A 21,188-nucleotide genomic window follows, 5' to 3' on the forward strand; every position below is an offset into this window, starting at 1 on the left:
GGCGGAGAGCGGCGAAGTGGGTGCCGGGCGAGCCACCGTGGCGCCTCGCCCGCACTGCACGCCGCTCGCGCCCTGGACCGCCAGGCCCCGGCACCCGGGCGTCCCGGCCCGCCGCCGGGCGCCGGCCTTGCACCGGGGAGAGGAACGAGCGAGGGCGTCCACCGGCCCTTCGGCCGGTCGGACGTCATACGGTCGGAGGTGCCCGGAGCCGGACTCGAACCGGCACGCCCGCGAAGGGGCAGCGAGGTTTAAGCTCGCCGTGTCTGCATTCCACCATCCGGGCAGGCCATGGGCTCCGCGTAGAGACCCCGAGCCTATCGGGATGCTTCCCCCGAACAGCGGACGGGCGGACCGATGTTGTCTTATTTTATTGACGTCTGAGGAAGCATCAGCCGACAGAACAGGCCGTCCGCACTTGCCAACAGCCTTGCGTGCGGCGATCGGCCGCGCATGCGGAATGACGGAATTTCACCGTCTGAGTGAAGGGGAACCACCGGTTCCCCACGAATTCCCGGCGTCTCAGGGTCGCCCGTCATCCCCAGGTATGACGCGGCTGCGCCCGGTCCGACCGAAGTCGCCCCCCGGAACCGGAACAGCGGCTGACTCCCCCGCCCGCCGCGGCCGGGAGGATGGACGACATCCCCGGAAACCACCCCGGCCCGTCGCCGGGGGCACCGTCGTCCCGTCAGGAGTGCCTTCCCATGACCACCGCATCCCTCGCCGGCCGGTCCACCACCGTGGCCGCGCGCGCCACGGAGCTGTCGAAGATCTACGGTGAGGGCGATACCCGGGTGGTCGCCCTGGACCGGGTCTCCGTCGACTTCCGGCAGGCGGAGTTCACCGCGATCATGGGCCCCTCCGGTTCCGGCAAGTCCACGCTGATGCACTGCGTGGCCGGGCTGGACACCTTCTCCTCCGGTTCGGTGCGCATCGGCGAGACCGAACTGGGCTCCCTGAAGGACAAGCAGCTCACCAAGTTGCGCCGGGACAAGATCGGCTTCATCTTCCAGGCGTTCAACCTGCTGCCGACGCTGACGGCCCTGGAGAACATCACCCTCCCGATGGACATCGCGGGCCGCAAGCCGGACCGGCAGTGGCTGGACACGGTGATCGGGATGGTCGGCCTGTCGGGCCGGCTCGGCCACCGGCCCTCCCAGCTCTCCGGCGGCCAGCAGCAGCGCGTCGCCGTGGCCCGGGCGCTGGCCTCCAAGCCCGAGATCATCTTCGGTGACGAGCCGACCGGGAACCTCGACTCGCGCTCGGGCGCCGAGGTGCTGGGCTTCCTGCGCAACTCCGTACGGGAACTGGGGCAGACCGTCGTGATGGTCACCCACGACCCGGTGGCGGCGGCCTACGCGGACCGGGTGGTCTTCCTGGCGGACGGCCGCATCGTCGACGAGCTGTCCCGGCCGACGGCCGACGCGGTGCTGGACCGCATGAAGCGGTTCGACGCCAAGGGCCGCACCAGCTGACGCACGCCCCTCTCCCCTCACACCGTCCGCCCCGCCCCCGCACCCGTACTTCTGGACTGAGACGACCCCATGTTCCGAACCGCCTTGCGCAACGTACTCGCGCACAAGGCCAGGCTGTTGATGACCGTGCTCGCCGTGATGCTCGGCGTGGCGTTCGTGTCCGGCACCCTGGTCTTCACCAACACCATCTCCGGCGCGTTGCAGAAGAGCTCCGCCAAGGGCTTCGACCATGTCGACGTCGCCGTGCGGCCCGAGTACCAGGACGCCGAGGGCGACCGGGTCGGCAGGACGCCCGAGCTGACCCAGGCCGTGCTGGAGAAGAGCGCGCGGGTGCCCGGTGCCGCGCACGCCGTCGGTGTCGTCGGCGGCTTCACCGCCCTCGCCGGCAAGGACGGCAAGCTGGCAGGCGACGGCTTCGGCACGCGGGGCGGCAACTACTGGGGCACCGAGGACCCCCGCTATCCGCTGGTCGAGGGCCACGCCCCGAAGGGACCCGGCGAGGTCCTGATCGACTCCGAGACCGCCCGGCGCACCGGCTACCGGGTCGGCGACACCGTACGCCTGTCCGTCGACGGGCCCGTCCTGACGCCGGTCGTCGCCGGTGTCTTCACCACGGACGACGGCAACGTCGCGGCCGGCGGCAGCCTCGCCCTGTTCGACACGGCGACCGCGCAGAAGCTGTTCGGCAAGACGGGCACGTACGACGAGATCGCCGTCGAGGCGAAGCCGGGCGTCACGCAGGCCGCGCTCAAGGCCGAGCTGGACCGGGCGCTGCCGAAGGACCTCGTCGAGACCACCACCGGCGAGCGGCTCGCCGAGGACCAGGCGGAGACGATCGCCTCGTCGATGAGCGGCATGAAGCAGGGCCTGCTGGTCTTCGCCGGCATCGCGCTGTTCGTCGGCACGTTCATCATCGCCAACACCTTCACCATGCTGGTCGCCCAGCGCACCAAGGAGCTGGCGCTGCTGCGCGCGGTCGGCGCCTCCCGCCGCCAGGTCACCCGGTCGGTGCTGATCGAGGCGTTCGTGGTGGGCCTGGCCGCCGCCGTGGCCGGTCTGGTCGCCGGCATCGGCATCGGGGCCGGGCTGCGCTCCCTGATGGGTTCGATCGGTGCGACCGTGCCCGACGGGCCGCTGGTCGTCTCCCCGGGCACGATCGTCTCGGCGTTCGCGGTCGGTGTCCTGGTCACCATGGTGGCCGCCTGGCTGCCGGGCCGCCGGGCGGCGAAGATCCCGCCGGTGGCGGCGATGAGCAGCGTGCACGCCACGGCCACGGCCAAGTCGCTGGTGCTGCGCAACACGCTCGGCGCCCTGTTCTCGGCCGCCGGCATCGCGGTCGTCCTCGCGGCGACCACGATGAGCGGCTCGGACGGGCAGGCCCCGATGGGCCTGGGCGCCGTCCTGCTGATCATCGGCGTGTTCGTCCTGACCCCGCTGCTGTCCCGCCCGCTGATCGCCGCCGCCTCCCCGGTGCTGCGCCTGTTCGGGGTCTCCGGCAAGCTGGCCCGGCAGAACTCGGTGCGCAACCCGCGCCGTACGGCCGCCACCGCCTCCGCGCTGATGATCGGCCTCACCCTGATCACCGGCATGACGGTGGTGGCGGGCAGCCTGCAGAAGTCGATCGACAAGATGGCGGCGTCCGCGATCGAGGCGGACTACGTGGTCTCCATGGCCAACGGCAACGTGCTGTCGCCGGACGTCGAGCGGAAGCTGGAGCGGTCCGGCGACGTCACCGCCACCAGCCCGCTGCGCATCGCGCCCTCCCGCATCGGCGGCGAGACCGAGTACCTCACCGGCGTCGACGGCTCCACCATCGGCGAGCTGACCGACCTCGCGGTGAAGGACGGTGCCTTCGAGATCGGCGGCACCCGGGTGACCGTCGACGACAAGACCGCCGTACGCCACGGCTGGAAGGCCGGTTCCGCCTTCACCGTCGCCTACGAGGACGGCCGGAAGCAGAAGCTGACCGTCGCCGGCGTCTACGAGGGCAACGAGATGATGCGCGGCATCATGCTCGACACCGCGACGCTCGCCCCGCACCAGAGCGATCCGGGCGACTTCCAGGTGATGGTCAAGACCTCCGGCGGCGCGTCGGACGCGGCCGAGGACCGGCTGGAGAAGGCGCTGGGCAGCAACCCGGCGATCAAGGTCCAGGACAAGAAGGACCTGTCCGACGAGATCGCGCAGATGTTCACGCTGATGCTGAACATGCTCTACGGCCTGCTGGCCATGGCGGTGATCGTGGCCGTCCTCGGGGTCGTCAACACCCTGGCCATGTCGGTCTTCGAGCGCTCCCAGGAGATCGGCATGCTGCGGGCGATCGGCCTGGACCGCCGGGGCGTCAAGCGGATGGTCCGCCTGGAGTCCCTGGTGATCTCCCTCTTCGGCGGCGTGCTCGGCATCGGCCTGGGCGTGTTCTTCGGCTGGGCGGCCGGCAAGCTCCTCGGCACGTCGCTGGCGACGTACGAGCTGGTCCTGCCGTGGGGCCGGATGGCCGTCTTCCTGCTGCTGGCGGCGGCCGTGGGCGTCCTGGCGGCGCTGTGGCCGGCGCGGCGGGCGGCCCGGCTGAACACGCTCCAGGCGATCAAGGCCGAGTAGCCGGGCGCAAGGCCGGGCGGCTCGGGGCTCGTACAGCCGGGCGGCTCAGGGCCCGTGCAGCGGCCGGGGCCCCTGTTCCCTCCACGGGAGCAGGGGCCCCTTCGCCGTTCTCACGGACTTCCCGTCTGCCCCGTTCAGCCGTTCCAGGTGCGGGAGCGCAGCGGCATCCCGGAGTCGCCCGACTCGGGGGTCTTCACGGCCAGGACCTGGTTGACGCCGATGCGGTTGCGCTCGAAGGAGAGCGCGGAGGCGGCCATGTACAGGCGCCAGACGCGGGCCCGGCCGGGGCTGGTGAGCTCCACGGCGCGCGGCCAGTGGGTCTCCAGGTTGGCGACCCAGCGGCGCAGGGTGAGGGCGTAGTGCTCGCGGATCGACTCCACGTCGCGCACCTCGAACCCGGCGCGCTCCAGCTGGGTGACGGTGGTGCCGACGGGCGCGAGCTCGCCGTCGGGGAAGACGTAGGCGTCGATGAACTCGTCCACCCGGTAGGCGGACTCGTCCTTCTCCGGGCGCCGGGCGATCTGGTGGTTCAGCAGCCGCCCGCCCGGCTTCAGCAGGGCGTACAGGTCCCGGGCGTACTCCAGGTACCGTTCGGCGCCGACGTGCTCGGCCATGCCGATGGAGGAGATCGCGTCGTACGGCCCGTCGGCGACGTCCCGGTAGTCCTGGACGCGGATCTCCACCCGGTCGGTGAGTCCCTCGTCGGCGACGCGCTTGCGGGCGTACGCCGCCTGCTCCTGCGACAGGGTGACGCCGACGACGCTCACCCCGTGCTCGCGGGCGGCGTGGACGGCCATGGAGCCCCAGCCGCAGCCGACGTCGAGCAGGCGCTGACCGGGCTTCAGGTCCAGCTTCCGGCAGACCAGTTCCAGCTTGTCGCGCTGGGCGTCCTCCAGGGTGCCGCCCTCGGATTCCGGGGCCTGCCAGTAGGCGCAGGAGTACACCATGGAGGGGCCGAGGACGAGCTCGTAGAAGTCGTTGCCGACGTCGTAGTGGTGGCTGATGGCCCGCTTGTCGGTGCGGCGGGTGTGCAGGTGGCCGCGGACCCTGCGGACCTCCTCGCGGGGCGGCGCGGGCGGCAGCGCGGGCCCGGCCATCCGCACCAGCCCGCGTACGGCGTCCCGGACCCGGGGATCGCGCAGTGCCTGGCCGAGGCTGCGGGCGTCCTCCCCGCGTTCCCAGATCAGTCCGGCGAGCAGGTCGAGCGCCGTGTACAGATCGCCCTCGACCTCCAGGTCGCCGGCCACCCAGGCGCGGGCCAGGCCCAGTTCGCCCGGCTTCCACAGCAGCCGGCGCAGGGCCCGGCGGTTGCGCACCACCAGGACCGGCGCGCCCGGCGGGCCCGCCTGCGACCCGTCCCAGGCGCGGATGCGCACCGGGAGCGGCGCCCCCAACGCTTGTTCGACAAACCCCTTCAGCCGCGGCGCGGCGTCGGCCATGGCGTACACCTCCGTGACAGCGATCCCGGATGTTCCCCACCACGTAAACACCTGCGCGCGCCCGGCGCAGTCCCGCATCGGGGTCATGGCTCGGCAAAGCGGGTGCGCGTACCGCCTGTCCGCCGGCCGTGTCACGGCCGCGGCTCCGGAGCCGCCCCCATGTCCTTCGCGCTGTAGCGCGGCAGGCCGGTCGTGTCGATCGTCCACGCGCCGAGTTCGGTGGTGATGGTGACCGGCTTGCCGTACGGGAGATGCAGCCGGTTCTCGTAGGCGGGCCGGGGCGGGCCCGGGCACCCGCCGGTACTGCGGCGCCGGCGGAGTCATCCGACGGGCTCGGCGGGTTTCATCCGGCGGGCCCGGCCGGTTCGAGGGCGATCTCGGCCCAGACGGTCAGTCCGCCGTCCAGCCGCCGCGTTCCCCAGCGCGTGGCCAGCGCCTCGGTGATCAGCAGTCCCCGGCCGCGCTCCCGCTCCTCTCCCGGTGGCCCGTCCGGCCGGAGGGACGTCACCGGGAGGGGCGCCGTGCCCTCGTCGGTCACGCCGACCACGGCCGCCTCCCCGGTGAGGGCGCAGGCGAGGGACACGGTGTGGCTGTCGCTGTGTTCCAGGGCGTTGGCGACCAGTTCCCCGGTGATCGTCTCCAGGTCGTCCACGGTGGCGGGCGGCAGGCTCCAGGCGCGGGCCGTGTCGCGTACGTGGCGCCGGGCCGTGGGGGCGGACGCGCGGTCACGGCCGGGGAGGGCGAACAGGGCGAAGCCCCGGGTTCCGGCCCGGTCGTGCGCCAGGACCTCGTGGAGGACGGCGGCGGGTGACGGCAGCGGGGCGGACCCGTCCGTCACGCCCCTTCTCGCCTCGCCCAGGCGGGCGCCTCGCGACGCGGCGATGAGCAGCGCGTCGGCGAGCGCGTCGGCCAACTGGCCGGTCAGCTCGCCGGGTTCGCCCCCGCCCCGGCCCTGCGCGAGCGCGGCCCGCGCCCGGCCGAGCAGCCGGTCCGCCAGCCCGAGCTGCGCGTCCTCGATCCGGTCGGCGAGCCGGGAGGCGGTCCCGCCGTGACCGTCCGTCAGCAGCAGGCAGGGCTGCCCGAGGGCACCGGCCCAGGGCAGGAGCCGTACGCGGCCCGTCTCGCCGCTCATGACGCGGCCCCCGGGCGGGCGTGGACGTCGCGGGCGCCGAGACCGACGCCGTACGCGGCACGCCAGGGGATGTCACGCCACAGGTGCTGAAGACGGGCGTCCTCCTCACGTTCGTGGGCGGTGAGGTAGGGACGGACGAGGAGGGTGGAGGTGCCGTCGATGGGGGTGTACCAGGAACGGACCGTGGGGGCGACCGCATCACGGAACACCCCGGCGCGGGACATCACCGTGACGGCGGGTGCAGGAAGCCGCCTCGGCGGCGCGACGCGGGTCTGCGGCACCTTGCGGTGCCTTCCCTGGAGAACGAGAGCGTCCCGGATGCGGTCCAGTACGCGAGCGAGAGCGCGGAGCACGAGGTCAACACCCCTTCGAAGAGCACCTGCCGGATGGAGCGCCCGGTTCACCGGTGTCGACCTCCGCCCAGACGTACGCGCCTCGCGCCGTCACGTCATGGCCGTACCGGTCGGCCCCGGCGAGGACCAGAAGGAGCGAACGGCGGCAGACGGCCGTGAGCGGCGCAGGAAGCGCGACCCTGACACGAATCCGGCCGACGAGCTTCTCGGTGTGCGCCGTATGCCCTGCCAGAGCGGTGAGTTCGGCGGCCAGCGCGACCGCGCGCGACGTCACAGAGCACACGAAGAAGCCCCCCGTGATGAACCGAGCACTGAGAGTATTTCTACTCCAGTAGCTTCCACCTGATGCAGTAGCTTGTCAACGTCGTCGGAAGAACCGCCGTCTTACGGCTGAGGAACCGGAGAGCCGCCATGCCCCGAGAGGCGCCGTACCTCGAAGTGGCCGACTCCCTTCGGGCCCGCATCCTCGCGGGAGAGTGGGAGATCGGAGCGCGCCTGCCCTCCCGCGCGCAACTCGCCGAGGAGTACGGCGTGGGCCGCAACGTCACCCAGCGGGCCATGGACCGGCTGATCGTCGAGGGTCTTCTCGAAGGGCGCGCCGGATCGGGCACATACGTCCGGAAACCACGTGAGCGCATGCGGATGGTCCGCTCACGCCACCGCGAACGCCGAAACGGGTCCCCCTTCCGCGCCGACATGAGGGAACAGGGCAGGGCAGGCACCTGGGAATCGCACAGCCGAGCCCGCGTCCCCGCGCCGGACGCCATCGCCGAGCGGCTGGCCATCACTCCCGGGGACCTCTGCGTGACCACCCGTTACGAGTTCCTGTCCGACGGGCAGCCCGTCCAGCTCTCGGAGTCCTGGGAACCGATGGCCATCACGGACGGGACGCCGGTCGTCCTGCCCGAGATGGGTCCCCTCGCGGGGATGGGGGTGGTGGAGAGGATGCGCTCCATCGGCGTGGAGGTCGAGACAGCGGTCGAGGTGCCGCGCCCCTCTCGCGCCACCCAGGCCCAGGCGAACCTGCTGGGCATCAGCGTGGGCGACCTGGTGCTGGAGATCGAACGGACGTACTACGACACAGACGGGCGCCCCGTGGAGACAGCGGACATCGTCGTTCCCGACGCCCGCTGGGAAGTGGCCTACGAGTTCGGGATCGACCGGCCGTAGGCCAGGAGCGCAGGAAGCGGGTGAGACGCCGAAGGGGCCGCCCGCACCACGGATGGCGGGCGGCCCCTTCGGGAGGGTGAGGGGTGACGTGCCGTCAGGCCCGGTGGGGCGACGGCACGTCCGGTGACCGTGGGGTCAGGAGGCCTTGGCCTTCTCCTCGGTCTTGGCGGCGGCGGGCGCCGGGGCCGGCTTGGCGGCCTCGTAGAACTCCTCGCGCGGGGACTCGATCGCGCCGAGCGAGACGACCTCGCGCTTGAGGAACATGCCGAGCGTCCAGTCGGCGAAGACCCGGATCTTGCGGTTCCAGGTCGGCATCGCCATGCCGTGGTAGGCGCGGTGCATGTACCAGGCGAGACGGCCCTTGAGCTTGATCTTCATCTTGCCCATGACGATCATCGCGACGCCCTTGTGCAGGCCGAGGCCCGCCACCGCGCCCTTGTTGGCGTGGCTGTAGTCCTTCTGCGGGAAGCCCCGCATGCCGGACAGGACGTTGTCACCGAGCACCTTGGCCTGGCGCAGCGCGTGCTGGGCGTTGGGCGGGCACCAGGCGTTCGGGTTGCCGTTCTTGCGGCCCACGAGGTCCGGGACCTGGGCGTTGTCGCCCGCGGCCCAGACGTAGTCCATGCCCTTGACCTGGAGCGTCGGCTCGCAGTCGATGTGACCGCGGGGACCGAGGGGCAGGCCGAAGCGGGACAGGGCCGGGTTCGGCTTGACGCCGGCGGTCCAGACGATCGTGTTGGAGTCGACCTCGAGGCCGTTCTTCAGCACCACGTGGCCGTCGACGCAGGACTCCATGGAGGTGGACAGGTAGACCTCGACTCCGCGGCTTTCGAGGTGTTCCTTGCCGTACGTGCCGAGCTTGGGGCCGACCTCGGGGAGGATCTTGTCGGCGGCGTCGACCAGGATGAAGCGCATGTCCTCGCGGGACACGTTCTTGTAGTACTTGGCGGCGTCGCGGACCATGTCCTCGACCTCGCCGACGGTCTCGGCGCCGGCGAAGCCGCCGCCGATGAAGACGAAGGTGAGCGCCTTGCGGCGGATCTCCTCGTCCGTGGTGGAGTCGGCCTTGTCGAGCTGCTCCAGCACGTGGTTGCGCAGGCCGATGGCCTCCTCGATGCCCTTCATGCCGATGCCCTGCTCGGCGAGGCCGGGGATCGGGAAGGTGCGGGAGACCGCGCCCATGGCGATGACCAGGTAGTCGAAGGGCAGCTCGTACGCCTCGCCCACGAGGGGGGTGATCGTGGCGACCTTGCGGTCCTGGTCGATGGTGGTGACCCGGCCGGTGAGGACCTCCGCCTTGGGAAGCACGCGTCGCAGGGGGACGACGACGTGCCGCGGGGAGATGTTGCCGGCGGCGGCTTCGGGGAGGAAGGGCTGGTAGGTCATGTACGACCGGGGGTCGACGACGGTGACGGTCGCCTCTCCGTAACGCATCTTCTTCAGAATGCGTCGAGCTGCGTACAGGCCTACGTACCCACCGCCTACTACGAGGATCCTGGGACGCTCCGTGGTGCTCATGCCATCGAGTATCCACCCGCTCCCGGGGGTCCCCTCGTGCGCCCCTTCACAAGCTCCGACGAGGGCTGTGTTACACTCCGCCGCTCACGTGACGGAGATCATGGCACCGAAAGGGAACCACCGCGCAGGGGAGGTCGTTGTCAACGGCTCGTGAGCTGCCCTTCAGGCCCGCCGGACCGCCCCGGACCCCCCTCCGCCCCGCCCGCCGGACCTCCTCCCGGAGCGCTCTCCTGAACGTGTTCAAAGGGCAGTTGAGCCCCCAAAAGGGTCAACGCGGCCACAGGAGCCGTCCGGCCGGACCCAATTCCTTGTGAAGAACTTCACGAACTTTCCGGCCGGACATCGCCGCCGGGCCGCCCCCACCCTCCGCAAGGGTGCTCATCCGTTCCCTGACCAGCTCACACGGCACCCCCGACAGGGGAATCGGACAGGCGTACGGCGGGGTCTTCCTTGCCCCTTTTGCCGGATTCGGCAAGGCTTCGAGGAGTAAGGGGTTCCCGCCCGGCAGCTCCGGAAAGGGGTGCCATGAGTCCGCACCGCCGTACGACGGGACTGGTGTCCCATGCCACGGAGCCGGCGGACCTCCCGCTGCCGCGCTGGGTGCAGTGGCTGCCCCTGGCGCTGGTGGGCCTGGCCCTCGCCGTCGACCTGCCCACGCCCGGCGCCTTCAGCGGCGACGTCTTCCTGGTCCTCAGCGCGATGATCGCCGCCTGCGTCCACTCCCTGCGCCGGGTCGCCCTGGTGGCGGTCCTCAACAGCGCTGCCGGTCTGCTCCTGCTCGCCGGGCACCTGGAGGTCGACGGCGGCCACGCCGTGGTCGACTACTTCTCCCTGCTCCTGCTGGCCTGGGCCGCCGTACCGCTGTGCCTGCTGCGGCTGGCGCTGCACCGGCGGCTGCGGGGTGCCCGCGAGACCGCGGAGTCCGCGCAGCGCGCGGTCCTGCCCCCGGTACGGGCCTGGCTCGGGCACACCTGGATCGCCGTACGGTACGAGGCCGCCTCCGACGCGGCGGCCGTGGGCGGTGACCTCTACGCGGCCGAGAACACCCCGTACGGCGTACGGCTGCTCATCGGCGACGTGCGCGGCAAGGGCCTGGACGCGATTCCCCGCGTGGCCGCCCTGGTGGGCAGCTTCCGCGAGGCGGCGTACCACACGGAGACGCTGCCGCTGCTGGCCCGGCACCTGGACGAGGCCGTCGCCCGGCACACCCGCGACCTGGCCGCCGTACGCATCGGAGGCGGCGCCGAGAGCGAGCAGTTCGTCACGGCGGCCATCGCCGAGTTCCCGCCCGGCGGCCGCGAGGTCCGGCTGATCAGCCGGGGCCACTGCCCGGCGTTCCTGGTCGGCGAGGAGGGCGTCCGGACGTGGGAGCCGGCCGACCCCGGGCTCCCGCTGGGGCTCGGCGAACTGGATCCGGGCCCCTGGCAGTACGACACGCGCCCCTTCGCCCCCGGCGATCTGCTGCTGATGTGCACGGACGGCCTGCTGGAGGCGCGGAACGCCGACGGTGTCTTCTTCACGCCCGAGGAGGGCCTGGCCGACTGCCGGCGGCAGGGGCCGCCGGCCGTGGTGGAGACCGTGGCCCGGCTGGTGCACCGGCACGCGGGAGGCGTCCTCGCCGACGACCTGGCACTGATCGCGGCCACCGTCACGGAGGCGCCGTACCGGCCCCCCGCGCGCATGGAGCCCGGTTCGGCCGGTCCCGAGGACGGCTGCGCCGCACCGCCCGACTCGACGGGACCGTCCGCCGAGCACTGAGGGCCGCGCGGCCCCTGCCCACGGACCGGCCCCGGACGGGCCGGTGGGGCACGCCGGGCGCACCCCGCCGGACCGCCCGCCTCCCGGCGGCCCTTCGGGCTTCTACGCCACCGACCAGGCGATTCCGTCGAGGATGTCGTGCTCGCTGACCACGACCTCCTCCGCGCCGGTCCGTTCCATGATCGCCAGCAGGACGAGAGCCCCGGCGGCGATCACGTCGACGCGGCCCGGGTGCATGGACGGGATCGCGGCGCGCTCGGCGTGGGTGGAGCGGAGCAGGCGGCCGGTGATCTCGCGGACCCGGTCACGGGTGACGCGGGAGTGGTGGATGGCGGTGGAGTCGTACGCGGGGAGCTCCTGCGCGATCGCCGACACCGTCGTCACCGAGCCGGCCAGACCGACCAGCGTGCGCGCCTCGCGCAGCGGGACAGTCTGCTCGGCGAGGTCGAGGGCCGCCTCGATGTCGGCCCGCATCGCCGCGATCTGCTCCTCGGCGGGCGGATCGGTGACCGCGCCGTCGCGCACCAGGTGCCGTTCGGTCATGCGGACGCAGCCGACGTCGACGGAGCGGGCCGCACGGACGTGGTCGTCACCGACGACGAACTCGGTCGAGCCGCCGCCGATGTCCACCACCAGGAAGGGGCGGTGCAGGTCCGCACGGCCCGTCAGTTCCTTGGTGGCGCCGGTGAAGGAGAACTCGGCCTCCTGGTCCCCGCTGATCACCTCCGGCTCGACGCCGAGGATGTCCCGGACGCCGCGCACGAAGTCGTCGCGGTTGGAGGCGTCGCGGGAGGCGGACGTCGCCACGAAACGCAGGCGCTCGGCGCCGTGCGCCTTGACGATCTCCGCGTACTCGCGGCAGGCGGCGAAGGTCCGCTCCAGCGCCTCGGGGGCGAGCCGGCCGGTGCGGTCGACGTCCTGGCCGAGGCGGACGATGGTCATGCGCCGGTCCAGCTCGGTCAGTTCGCCGGTGGCCGGGTCGGCGTCGGCGACCAGGAGCCGGATGGAGTTCGTACCGCAGTCGACGGCGGCGACACGGGTCACTGCTCGTCCTCCCCACAGGTTCCGGCGGTCTCGGGAACCGTCACGCACGGGCCCTTGCGCCACCACTCGGGCAGCATCGCGATCGCCTCGTCGCCCAGCGGGTTGACGCCCGGACCGGCCGCCAGCGAGTGGGCGACCAGGACGTGCAGGCACTTGACCCGGTCCGGCATGCCGCCCGCGCTCGGGAAGTTCTTCAGCTCCTCGATCTCGTCGCGGCGCCGGATGTAGTCCTCGTGCGCGGCGCGGTAGGCGGCGGCCAGCTCCGGGTCGGCCGCCAGGCGCTCGGTCATCTCCTTCATCACGCCCTCGGCCTCCAGCGTGCCGATCGCCGAGTTGGCGCGCGGGCACGTCAGGTAGTACAGCGTCGGGAAGGGCGTGCCGTCGGGCAGCCGCGGTGCCGTCTCCACGACGTCCGGCTGCCCGCACGGGCAGCGGTGCGCGATGGCGCGCAGCCCGCGCGGCGGACGCCCGAGCTGCTGCTTGAAGGCCTCGACGTCCGCGTCGGTGGGCTCGGTGCGCGGGGTGGGCGGCGGAGGGGTTTCCATGGCGGTGTTCAGGCTGTCTTTCTGTCCGTGGATACGTGGGACGTGGAGCGCGGATCGTGGGCGGAGGGGGCGCGGGCCGCGGACGGAGGGCCGCGGATCGCGGGGCGGGGCCGTCCTCACCGGCCGGCGGCGTCGGACTCGTCCACACCGCCCCAGATGTTCAGGTACCAGGGGCGGTCGGCCGCCCCGAGGTCGGTGCGGGACTGCTCGGTCGCGTCCGGGTCGATGACGACGTAGCCCGTCTCGCCCGGCATCACGTAGTGCAGCCGCTGCCGGATCTGCTGCTCCGCGTACGCGTCGTCCTGCCAGCGGGCCTTCAGGTCGCGCAGGCGTTCGACCCGCTCCTGGGTCTGCTGCTTCTGCCGCCGCAGGTCGGCGATCTCGCCGCGCTGGGCGACGTACTGCCTTATGGGATAGGCGAGCACCACGACGAGGGAGCAGACGACCATCGCGAGCAGCGCGGCCCGGCCGGTCAGCCGGGAGCGGCGGGCCTGCCGCTTGGACTGCGAGCGGTAGACCCGGGCCGCCGTCTGCTCACCGAGCAGCCGGATCCGGGTCGTGGTGGAGAAACGGTCCCGGTCCTTCACCGCCATGTCCCCGCCTCCCGTTGCGCCGTCCTGGCCGTCCTACGTGCGTACGTCCCCGCACACGGTACGGGACCGGGTACGGGGACGTACGGACGACGCTGCCTTCTGCCGGGCCGGTCAGCCCTTGAAGCGCGGGAAGGCGCTGCGGCCGGCGTACACCGCGGCGTCGTCGAGGATCTCCTCGATGCGCAGCAGCTGGTTGTACTTGGCGACGCGCTCGGAGCGGGCCGGGGCACCGGTCTTGATCTGGCCGCAGTTGGTGGCGACGGCCAGGTCGGCGATGGTGACGTCCTCGGTCTCGCCGGAGCGGTGGGACATCATGCACTTGAAGCCGTTGCGCTGGGCCAGCTCGACGGCGTCCAGGGTCTCGGTCAGCGAGCCGATCTGGTTGACCTTGACCAGCAGGGCGTTGGCGGCGCCCTCCTCGATGCCGCGGGCCAGGCGCTCGGGGTTGGTGACGAACAGGTCGTCACCGACGAGCTGCACCTTGTCGCCGAGCTGGGCGGTGATGGTCTTCCAGCCCTCCCAGTCGTCCTCGAACAGCGGGTCCTCGATGGAGACCAGCGGGTACGCCTCGACCAGCTCGGCGTAGTACTCGGTCATCTCGGCGGCCGTGCGCTCCTTGCCCTCGAAGACGTACACGCCGTCCTTGTAGAACTCGGACGCGGCGACGTCGAGGGCGAGGGCGATCTGCTCGCCGGGGGTGTAACCGGCCTCCTTGATCGCCTCCAGGATGAGGTCGAGGGCCTCGCGGTTGGAGCCGAGGTTCGGGGCGAAGCCGCCCTCGTCGCCGAGGCCGGTGGCCAGGCCCTTGCCCTTCAGGACCTTCTTCAGGGTGTGGTAGACCTCGGCACCCCAGCGCAGGGCCTCGGAGAAGGACTCCGCGCCGATCGGGGCGATCATGAACTCCTGGATGTCCACGTTGGAGTCGGCGTGCGAGCCGCCGTTCAGGATGTTCATCATCGGCACCGGCAGCAGGTGCGCGTTGGGGCCGCCCAGGTAGCGGAAGAGCGGCAGGTCGCTGGCCTCGGAGGCGGCGTGGGCGACGGCGAGGGACACGCCGAGGATGGCGTTGGCGCCCAGGGAGCCCTTGTTGTCGGTGGCGTCCAGGTCGAACATGGCCTGGTCGATCAGGCGCTGCTCGGTGGCGTCGTAACCGACCAGCTCCGGGCCGATCTGCTCGATGACGGCCAGGACGGCCTTCTCGACGCCCTTGCCCTGGTAGCGGTTGGTGTCGCCGTCGCGCAGCTCGATGGCCTCGAAGGCGCCGGTCGAGGCGCCGGACGGAACGGCGGCACGACCCGTGCTGCCGTCGTCGAGGCCGACCTCGACCTCGACCGTGGGATTGCCTCGGGAGTCCAGGATTTCCCGGGCTACGACGACGTCGATGGACGGCACGAGCATCTCCTTCTTGGATGTGACGCGGGTGGGCAGGACCGCGGCGGTTCTGCCAGAGAAACCGTGTGGCTCTGCGGGACGAGCCTAACCGGCTCCGGGCGATCGGCCAGCCGGTCACCCACCCGTTGGACAGAACCGAGAGTAAATTGTTTCCGAACGGAACAAACACGTCCCCCGTGCGGGCCGCCGTGCGGGCCCGTCCGGAGGTGTCGTGGCGCGGCGCGAAAAACCCCGCCCCGGTGCGTACGGGGGACACGCACCGGGGCGGGGAGCCCGTGGGGGGACCGGGCGGGGAGCCCGGGGGCCGGGCGGGAGCCCGTGGGGGGAATCGGGCGGGAGCCCGGGGGCCGGGCGGGCCGGTGCCGCGCCTTACTTCAGGTGCAGCTGCTGGCCCGGGTAGATGAGGTCGGCGTCCTCGACGATGTCCTTGTTCAGCTGGAACAGCTTCTCCCAGCCGCCCTGGACGCCGTGGTCCGCGGCGATCGTGCTGAGGGTGTCGCCCTCGACCACCTTGTACTCGCCGTCGCCCTTCTCGACCTTCTCGCCGGTCGGGGTGGTGACGGTCTTCTGCGAGGCGGCCGGGCGCTCCTGGGAGCGGGATGCCTTCTGCTCGGTCGAACGGGTCGTGGTCTCGGACTGGGCCGACGACGAGCCGGCCGAGGAACCGGCCGAGCTGCCGGAGCCGGTGTTCGAACCGGCCGAGGAACCGGCCGAGGAACCGGAGCCGTTGTCCGAGCCGGCCGACGCGCCGCCGCCGGTGTACGCGGCGCCGGACAGACCCTTGCCGCAGACCGGCCAGGCACCCTTGCCCTGGCCCGCGAGCACCTTCTCGGCGACCGCGATCTGCTGCTCCTTGCTGGCCTGGTCGGCGGTGGCGGCGTACTGCGTGCCGCCGTACGCGGCCCAGGTGGAGGCGGAGAACTGCAGACCGCCGTAGTAGCCGTTGCCGGTGTTGATGGACCAGTTGCCGCCGGACTCGCACTGGGCGACGGCGTCCCACTCGGAGGCGGTGGCGGCGGAGGCGTTGCCGGCCGCCATCAGCGGGGCGGCGACGGCGGCGCCGGCGACACCGGCGAGCGTGATGGCGCGGGTGGCCTTGGACGGACGACGGTGCTTGCCCTTGCCGGAAAACAGCATGGTTGATCCCCTCACCGACGCCTGCGAGGTGAGCTGTCGGGTTCGGGCCGGTTGAGTTGCCCGGCCGGGCCCCTTGCGGGACTCGGCTCCACCCCTAGCCGCTCCGGCTCAACTGCCCGGCGCGGCGCTTACCTTGGGTCCCCCGCTCCTGCCTGCGGCGCTTGACGCGACGACTGTTCCCGGACGGCCGCTGGCAGGATTCGGCGTTGCGGCAGCCGGGGCCCGCGGTGGCGAGCGCTCATGACCGTAGACAGGCCACCGACGGAATTTCAAAGACGATCAGGGCTTCTGAGACCTATCTCTCACCGCGTTTATAAGGGACATTAGCGGTGAAGCCTGACGCGAACTCCCGCTACTTTTCGCCCGTTTCGTCACCGACCGCAAGCTTCTGACCGGGAAGGATGTGGTCCGGGTCGGCGCCGACCGTCTCCTTGTTCTCGGCGTACAGCCCCTGCCATCCGCCGCTGAGGTCAAGGGAGTCGGCGATGGCCCAGAGACTGTCGCCGTGGCGGACGGTGTAGGAGCCGTCGACGACATCGCGCGCCGACCCCTCGCCGCGCGAGGCGTGCCGGCCCGAGGAGGTGCCGTCGCGGCGGTCGGCCGGGGTCTCGTCGGCGCTGGGGCCGCGATGGCGGCCGTTGCCGGAGGTGCCGGTGTCCGTCAGGCCCGAAACAGCCTCCTCCTGTCCGGAGTTGCCGGATGCGTCACGCTCGGGCGCGGCCGGGTTCCGGGAGGCGCCGGGGGCCGACACGGACCCGGAGCCCGAGCCGGAATCAGCCGATGTGCCGGACTTTGGCGATTCCTCCCGGTCACCCGACGAAGCGTCAGGCGTGCCGGACGGAGACGAGATGGAGGACGATCCGGACGTTCCGGAGCTTTCGCTCTTACTCGGCGACACGGACGGGTTGGCCGATATGGATGAGCCGGACGATCCGGACGCCTCCGGTGACTTCGGCGACTTCGGCGACGCCGAGGGGTCCGTCGACTTGGAGGACCTGGACGACTCCGACAACTCGGGCGATTCAGGTGTCTTCGTGGCATCCGGTCCGGACGACGCCCCGTCCGCCGGAGCGGTGCCGGTGGCGGCCGATCCCGAACCCGCGTTCAGGCCGGCGAGAAGGCCGCAGGTCGGCCAGGCGGTGATGCCCTGGGCCGCGAGGACCTTCTCGGCGATTCTTATCTGCTGGGAACGGCTGGCCTGGTCGGCGCTGGACGCATAGGCGAGTCCGCCGTACTTCTCCCAGTCGTCCTGGGTGAGCTGCAGACCGCCGTAGTACCCGTTGCCGCTGTTCTCGCTCCAGGCGCCGCCGGTCTCGCACTCGGCGACCCGGTCCCAGGTCGCGCCGTCGGCCGCACTGGCACCGGAGGCTCCGAGAAGGGGGATCGCGATGGCGGAGCCGGTCACTCCGGCGGCGACCACGAGTGCCGGAGCCTGGCGGGGGCGGCGGTGACGACCGTTCCCGGAAAGCATGCGGAAACCTTTCGCGAGACAACAGGGACCGCGCGACGGGTGGCGCTCGGCGCCGCGCTGATCCGTGAACGTATAGCCATACGATCACTTGTCACAAGTTCATGCCGCGCAGATCACACGAAGATCACAGAGCTGAACTTCTGTCACCTTTTGGTGAGGGCGGCTCTGTTCCCGGGCGAGGTCATGGAGCCGGTGTGAACGTCACGGGCAGCGTGCGCAGGCCCCGCATGATGAGTCCGCCGCGCCAGCACAGGTCGGCCGGATCGGCGGCCAGACGCAGATCCGGCAGGCGGGTGAGGAGCGTGGCGAGCGCGGTCTGGCCCTCCAGCCGGGCGAGCGGGGCGCCCAGGCAGTAATGGATGCCGTGGCCGTACCCGAGGTGCTGGTTGTCCCGGCGGGCGAGGTCGAGGGTGTCCGGGTCCGCGAACCGCTCCGGGTCCCGGTCGGCGGCGGCCAGCACGACGAGCACCGGGTCGCCGGGGGCGATGTCCTGCCCGCCGATGGTGAGCGGCTCGGTGGCGAAGCGCCAGGTGGCCAGTTCCACCGGCCCGTCATAGCGCAGGAGTTCCTCGACGCCGGTCTCCAGCAGGCCGCGCTCGCCGGCGGCGAGGGACCGCTGGAGGCGGGCGCGCTGCCCGGGGTGGGTGAGCAGGGCGTATGTGCCATTGCCGATGAGGTTGACGGTGGTCTCGAAACCGGCGAACAGGAGGATGAACGCCATCGCCGCGGCCTCGTTCTCGGTGAGGTGCTCGCCGTGGTCGGAGGCGCGGATGAGGCCGGAGATGAGGTCCTCGCCGGGGCCGGGCTCGGGCGGCAGCGCCTCGCGCTTGCGGTGGATGAGGTCGGCGAGATAGCCGCGCATCTTCTTCACCGAGCGGGCGACCCCGCCCCGGGGCCCTCCCTGGTGGCGGATCATCATGCCCGCCCAGTCCCGGAAGTCGTCCTGGTCCTCGCGGGGGACGCCGAGCATGTCGCAGATGGCGTAGATGGGCAGCGGGAAGGCGAACTCGTGGATGAGGTCGGCCTCCCCCGTGGACGCGAACCGGTCGATGAGCCCGTCGGCGAGCTCCTGCACGCGGGGCGCGAACTCGGCGACACGGCGGGGCGTGAACGCCTTGCTCACCAGACGGCGCAGCCGGGTGTGGTCCGGCGGGTCGATGTTGAGCAGGTGCGTCATCAGTTCGGCCTTCCGCTCGCCGGGAATGCCGGTCTTGCCCCTGGCGTGGGCGGGCTCGTCGTGATGGGCCGGGTTCTTGGAGAGACGGTTGTCGGCGAGCGCCTGCCGGGCATCGGCGTAACGGGTGACCAGCCAGGCCTCGACTCCGCTGGGCAGCGTGGTCCGGTGCACGGGGGCGTGTTCGCGCAGCCAGGCGTAGGCGGGGTAGGGGTCGGCGGCGAACTCCCAGGTGAAGAGGGCGGGCTCCGGAGTGGGGGCCGGGGCTGTGGGGGCGGGGGTGGGGGTGGGAGTGGGGGTGGGGGTGGGAGCCGGGGCCGCGGGAGTGGGAGTGGGGGTGGGAGCCGGGGCCGCGGGGGTGGGAGTGGGGGTGGGGGCCGGGGTGGAGCTGTCGGGCTTGGGCTGGTCGGTCACTCCTTGACGGTATCCGGGAGGGGGTCTCCCCCCCTCCCCTCCCTCCCCCTCCCCTCCCGCCCCGCCCCACCCTCCCCGCACAGCTCAGCCCTCGGCCTCCCGGATGGCGTCGCGATACGCCCGCGCGGCTGCCCTGAGTGCCGCTTCCGGGTCGACGCCCTGCGCCTCGGCGCGGACCGCCAGCGCGAGCAGTTCGTAGCCGATGCCCTCGGCGGGCGGGAGCGGCACGTCGAGCCCGGCCGTGCGGACCCGCGACGCCAGCTTCGCCGCGAGGGCCAGGCCGGGCTGGCCCAGGGGGATGCCCTCCGTGACGGAGGTGCGCTGTTTCTCGACCGCCTTGGTGCGCAGCCAGTGCTCCTTGACCTCCTCGGGGGTGGTCGCCGTGGCGTCCCCGAAGACGTGCGGATGGCGGTGGATCAGCTTGGCGACGATGCCGCCGGCCACGTCGTCGATGGAGAAGGGGGCGTCCGGGTCCTCCTCGGCGATCCGGGCGTGGAAGACGACCTGGAGCAGGACGTCGCCGAGCTCCTCGCGCAGTTCCTCGCGGTCGCCGTCCTCGATGGCCTCGACCAGCTCGTACGCCTCCTCGATGCCGTACTTCGCCAGCCCTTTGTGGGTCTGCTGCGAGGACCAGGGGCACTCGGCGCGGATGCGGTCCATGACCTGCACGAGGTCGAGCAGGCGGGCGCCCGGCAGGTCGTAGGAGGCGGGCAGCAGCTCCAGCTCCGGCATGTGCACGCGGCCGGAACCGGCGAGCCGGGCCAGGCCGTCGGTCAGGGCCGGTTCGCCCTCGCCGGTGGCCACGACCACGACCGTGTGCCCGCCGGCGCAGGCGTCGACCAGTTCCCCGGCGGTCGGGGACGCCTCGTCGACGGTTATTCCCGCCTCACGCAGGTATGGCAGCTGCGGGTGCGCCCCGTCCGCGCACAGCACGCGGTCGGCGGCGTGCAGCGCCTGCCAGGCGGGCCAGGACAGCAGGCCGGGCGCGACGCGGTGGCTGGTGGTGAGCAGGATGATGCGGCCGGGGCCGGAGGCGGTTTCGGGGCTGGTTTCGTTCACGCTCCGAACGTAACGCACACCGCCGACGGGTCCACGAGTTATCCACAGGGGGCCGGGCTTCCGCTTCCGCGGGGCCCGCCGGTCGTCCACAGGGTGGGCGGAGAGCCGAACCGCCCTGTCGCGCGCCGGCCGGTCCGCCGTGCGGGCCGCGCGCCGGTCCTCGTGTGGGGCGGCTAGGCCGTCTGCTGCGTGCCCTGTGCCGTCACGTCGCGCAGCCACGGCGTCTTCGCGTCGACGCGGCTGCTCTTCTCCACGTCCCAGGAGCCGTAGCGCGGGTTGAGGTCGATGTCGAGTTCTTCGGACGCCTCGGACAGGGCCTTCCAGAACTCGGGCCGGCGGGTGTCGGTGCCGAGCTTCTCGGCGAGTTTCTGGGCCTGGAGCTGGAGGCGGAGGTTCTCGTCGAGGCGCGCGGGCGGGATGTCGTACTGCTCCAGCCAGGCCGTCTCCAGTGCCTTCGCACCGCCGACCTGCTGTTCCAGGCCGGTGCGCATCTGCTGGACCTCCTTGGGGGTGACGGTCACGCCCGCGTCCTGGGCGGCGTGGTGCAGCACCCGGTCCAGGACCATGCCCTGGAGGGTGGTGCGGGCGAGGGTGCCGGTCCCGGCGACGGCCTGCGCGTACCGGGCGTCGTCCGGTACGGCCGCGCGCTGTGCGACGCGCACCTCGTCGACCCGGTCCTCCAGCTGGGCGACGGTGATCCGCTGGCCGCCGACGACGGCCGCCGCGCCGGGGTGCGCGTCGTTTCCGCAGGCGGTGAGGAGGGGGGCCGCGGCGATCGCGGCGGTGAGGAGGAGCGCGGTGCGACGGCGGCGGTGCAAGGGGACCTCCCGAGGGGATTGTGCGGCGGTGCACAAGGTCTTGCGGTGATCGATGGTAGGCAGTGGCCAAGCTCTGGCCAACCCATTCGACCAACGATTCA

General features: G+C 72.1%; 18 protein-coding genes, 1 tRNA gene, 1 pseudogene and 1 riboswitch. Of the genes and pseudogenes, 5 read left to right on the forward strand and 15 right to left on the reverse strand.

Features of this window, described 5'->3' with window-relative positions; all coding sequences use genetic code 11:
- Positions 1 to 199: 199 nt before the first annotated feature.
- Positions 200 to 283 (reverse strand) — tRNA-Leu (locus ABZ340_RS16390).
- A 418-nt stretch (positions 284 to 701) separates the two neighbouring features.
- Between ABZ340_RS16390 and ABZ340_RS16395 the strand changes: the two genes are divergently transcribed.
- Together ABZ340_RS16395 and ABZ340_RS16400 are read left to right on the forward strand one after the other, a co-directional pair.
- Complete coding sequence (locus ABZ340_RS16395; protein WP_358782454.1) at positions 702 to 1,472, forward strand: ABC transporter ATP-binding protein; 771 nt, start codon at positions 702 to 704, stop codon at positions 1,470 to 1,472.
- 69 nt (positions 1,473 to 1,541) lie between these two features.
- Entirely contained in the window at positions 1,542 to 4,070 is a 2,529-nt protein-coding gene (locus ABZ340_RS16400) for an ABC transporter permease (RefSeq protein ID WP_358782455.1), read from the forward strand.
- A gap of 134 nt (positions 4,071 to 4,204) precedes the next feature.
- On the opposite strand, the gene ABZ340_RS16405 is transcribed toward ABZ340_RS16400, so the two are convergent.
- The 3 genes from ABZ340_RS16405 to ABZ340_RS16415 all read right to left on the reverse strand — a co-directional run bounded on the left by ABZ340_RS16405 (position 4,205) and on the right by ABZ340_RS16415 (position 6,922).
- Positions 4,205 to 5,509, reverse strand: coding sequence for a cyclopropane-fatty-acyl-phospholipid synthase family protein (locus ABZ340_RS16405; RefSeq protein WP_358782456.1), 1,305 nt, complete (start codon positions 5,507 to 5,509; stop codon positions 4,205 to 4,207).
- A 343-nt stretch (positions 5,510 to 5,852) separates the two neighbouring features.
- Entirely contained in the window at positions 5,853 to 6,641 is a 789-nt protein-coding gene (locus ABZ340_RS16410; protein WP_358782457.1) for an ATP-binding protein, read from the reverse strand.
- Positions 6,638 to 6,922, reverse strand: a complete 285-nt coding sequence (locus ABZ340_RS16415) for a hypothetical protein (RefSeq protein WP_358782458.1) — start codon at positions 6,920 to 6,922, stop codon at positions 6,638 to 6,640. The genes ABZ340_RS16410 and ABZ340_RS16415 overlap by 4 nt, the downstream gene beginning before the upstream one ends.
- Positions 6,923 to 7,405: 483 nt before the next feature.
- Here ABZ340_RS16415 and ABZ340_RS16420 point away from each other — a divergent pair, with 483 nt between their 5' ends.
- Positions 7,406 to 8,164 carry a GntR family transcriptional regulator gene (locus tag ABZ340_RS16420; RefSeq protein ID WP_358782459.1) on the forward strand — a complete coding sequence of 253 codons (759 nt, stop codon included), beginning with the start codon at positions 7,406 to 7,408 and terminating at the stop codon, positions 8,162 to 8,164.
- 135 nt (positions 8,165 to 8,299) lie between these two features.
- Here the strand turns inward: ABZ340_RS16420 and ABZ340_RS16425 are convergent, their stop codons facing one another.
- Positions 8,300 to 9,682, reverse strand: coding sequence for an NAD(P)/FAD-dependent oxidoreductase (locus ABZ340_RS16425; protein ID WP_358782460.1), 1,383 nt, complete (start codon positions 9,680 to 9,682; stop codon positions 8,300 to 8,302).
- A gap of 555 nt (positions 9,683 to 10,237) precedes the next feature.
- On the opposite strand from ABZ340_RS16425, the gene ABZ340_RS16430 reads away from it, so the two are divergent.
- Entirely contained in the window at positions 10,238 to 11,440 is a 1,203-nt protein-coding gene (locus tag ABZ340_RS16430) for a PP2C family protein-serine/threonine phosphatase (RefSeq protein ID WP_358782461.1), read from the forward strand.
- A gap of 102 nt (positions 11,441 to 11,542) precedes the next feature.
- Here ABZ340_RS16430 and ABZ340_RS16435 read toward each other — a convergent pair whose 3' ends face one another.
- From ABZ340_RS16435 to ABZ340_RS16460, 6 genes are all read right to left on the reverse strand, one after another.
- Complete coding sequence (locus ABZ340_RS16435; protein ID WP_358782462.1) at positions 11,543 to 12,484, reverse strand: Ppx/GppA phosphatase family protein; 942 nt, start codon at positions 12,482 to 12,484, stop codon at positions 11,543 to 11,545.
- Positions 12,481 to 13,029, reverse strand: a complete 549-nt coding sequence (locus ABZ340_RS16440; protein WP_358782463.1) for a DUF501 domain-containing protein — start codon at positions 13,027 to 13,029, stop codon at positions 12,481 to 12,483. Before ABZ340_RS16440 ends, ABZ340_RS16435 begins: the two co-directional genes overlap by 4 nt.
- A 116-nt stretch (positions 13,030 to 13,145) precedes the next feature.
- Positions 13,146 to 13,622, reverse strand: coding sequence for a septum formation initiator family protein (locus tag ABZ340_RS16445; protein WP_358782464.1), 477 nt, complete (start codon positions 13,620 to 13,622; stop codon positions 13,146 to 13,148).
- Positions 13,623 to 13,733: 111 nt separating this feature from the next.
- Positions 13,734 to 15,014 carry a phosphopyruvate hydratase gene (eno, locus tag ABZ340_RS16450; RefSeq protein WP_358782465.1) on the reverse strand — a complete coding sequence of 427 codons (1,281 nt, stop codon included), beginning with the start codon at positions 15,012 to 15,014 and terminating at the stop codon, positions 13,734 to 13,736.
- 369 nt (positions 15,015 to 15,383) lie between these two features.
- Complete coding sequence (locus ABZ340_RS16455) at positions 15,384 to 16,151, reverse strand: transglycosylase family protein (RefSeq protein ID WP_358782466.1); 768 nt, start codon at positions 16,149 to 16,151, stop codon at positions 15,384 to 15,386.
- 3 nt (positions 16,152 to 16,154) lie between these two features.
- A riboswitch (cyclic di-AMP (ydaO/yuaA leader) is annotated at positions 16,155 to 16,321 on the reverse strand.
- A 182-nt stretch (positions 16,322 to 16,503) separates the two neighbouring features.
- Positions 16,504 to 16,902, reverse strand: coding sequence for a LysM peptidoglycan-binding domain-containing protein (locus tag ABZ340_RS16460; protein ID WP_358782477.1), 399 nt, complete (start codon positions 16,900 to 16,902; stop codon positions 16,504 to 16,506).
- Between the two features lie 97 nt (positions 16,903 to 16,999).
- Between ABZ340_RS16460 and ABZ340_RS16465 the strand changes: the two genes are divergently transcribed.
- The gene (locus tag ABZ340_RS16465) at positions 17,000 to 17,371 is read left to right on the forward strand and encodes a hypothetical protein (RefSeq protein WP_358782480.1); all 372 of its coding nucleotides are present in this window, start codon (positions 17,000 to 17,002) and stop codon (positions 17,369 to 17,371) included.
- On the opposite strand, the pseudogene ABZ340_RS16470 reads toward ABZ340_RS16465, so the two are convergent.
- From ABZ340_RS16470 to ABZ340_RS16485, 4 genes and pseudogenes are all read right to left on the reverse strand, one after another.
- Positions 17,335 to 17,622 (reverse strand): annotated as a pseudogene (locus tag ABZ340_RS16470) (transglycosylase family protein); the annotation flags it as partial. The gene ABZ340_RS16465 and the pseudogene ABZ340_RS16470 sit on opposite strands and share 37 nt — an antisense overlap.
- Before the next feature lie 181 nt (positions 17,623 to 17,803).
- Positions 17,804 to 19,210, reverse strand: a complete 1,407-nt coding sequence (locus ABZ340_RS16475; protein WP_358782467.1) for a cytochrome P450 — start codon at positions 19,208 to 19,210, stop codon at positions 17,804 to 17,806.
- A gap of 84 nt (positions 19,211 to 19,294) precedes the next feature.
- Positions 19,295 to 20,269, reverse strand: coding sequence for a nucleoside triphosphate pyrophosphohydrolase (locus ABZ340_RS16480; RefSeq protein ID WP_358782468.1), 975 nt, complete (start codon positions 20,267 to 20,269; stop codon positions 19,295 to 19,297).
- Positions 20,270 to 20,442: 173 nt separating this feature from the next.
- On the reverse strand, positions 20,443 to 21,087 hold the full coding sequence (locus ABZ340_RS16485) for a SurA N-terminal domain-containing protein (protein WP_358782469.1): 645 nt from the start codon (positions 21,085 to 21,087) through the stop codon (positions 20,443 to 20,445).
- Between the last annotated feature and the right edge of the window lie 101 nt (positions 21,088 to 21,188).

The organism is Streptomyces sp. NPDC006134, assembly GCF_040628835.1.
In the GTDB taxonomy this organism is placed as follows: domain Bacteria; phylum Actinomycetota; class Actinomycetes; order Streptomycetales; family Streptomycetaceae; genus Streptomyces.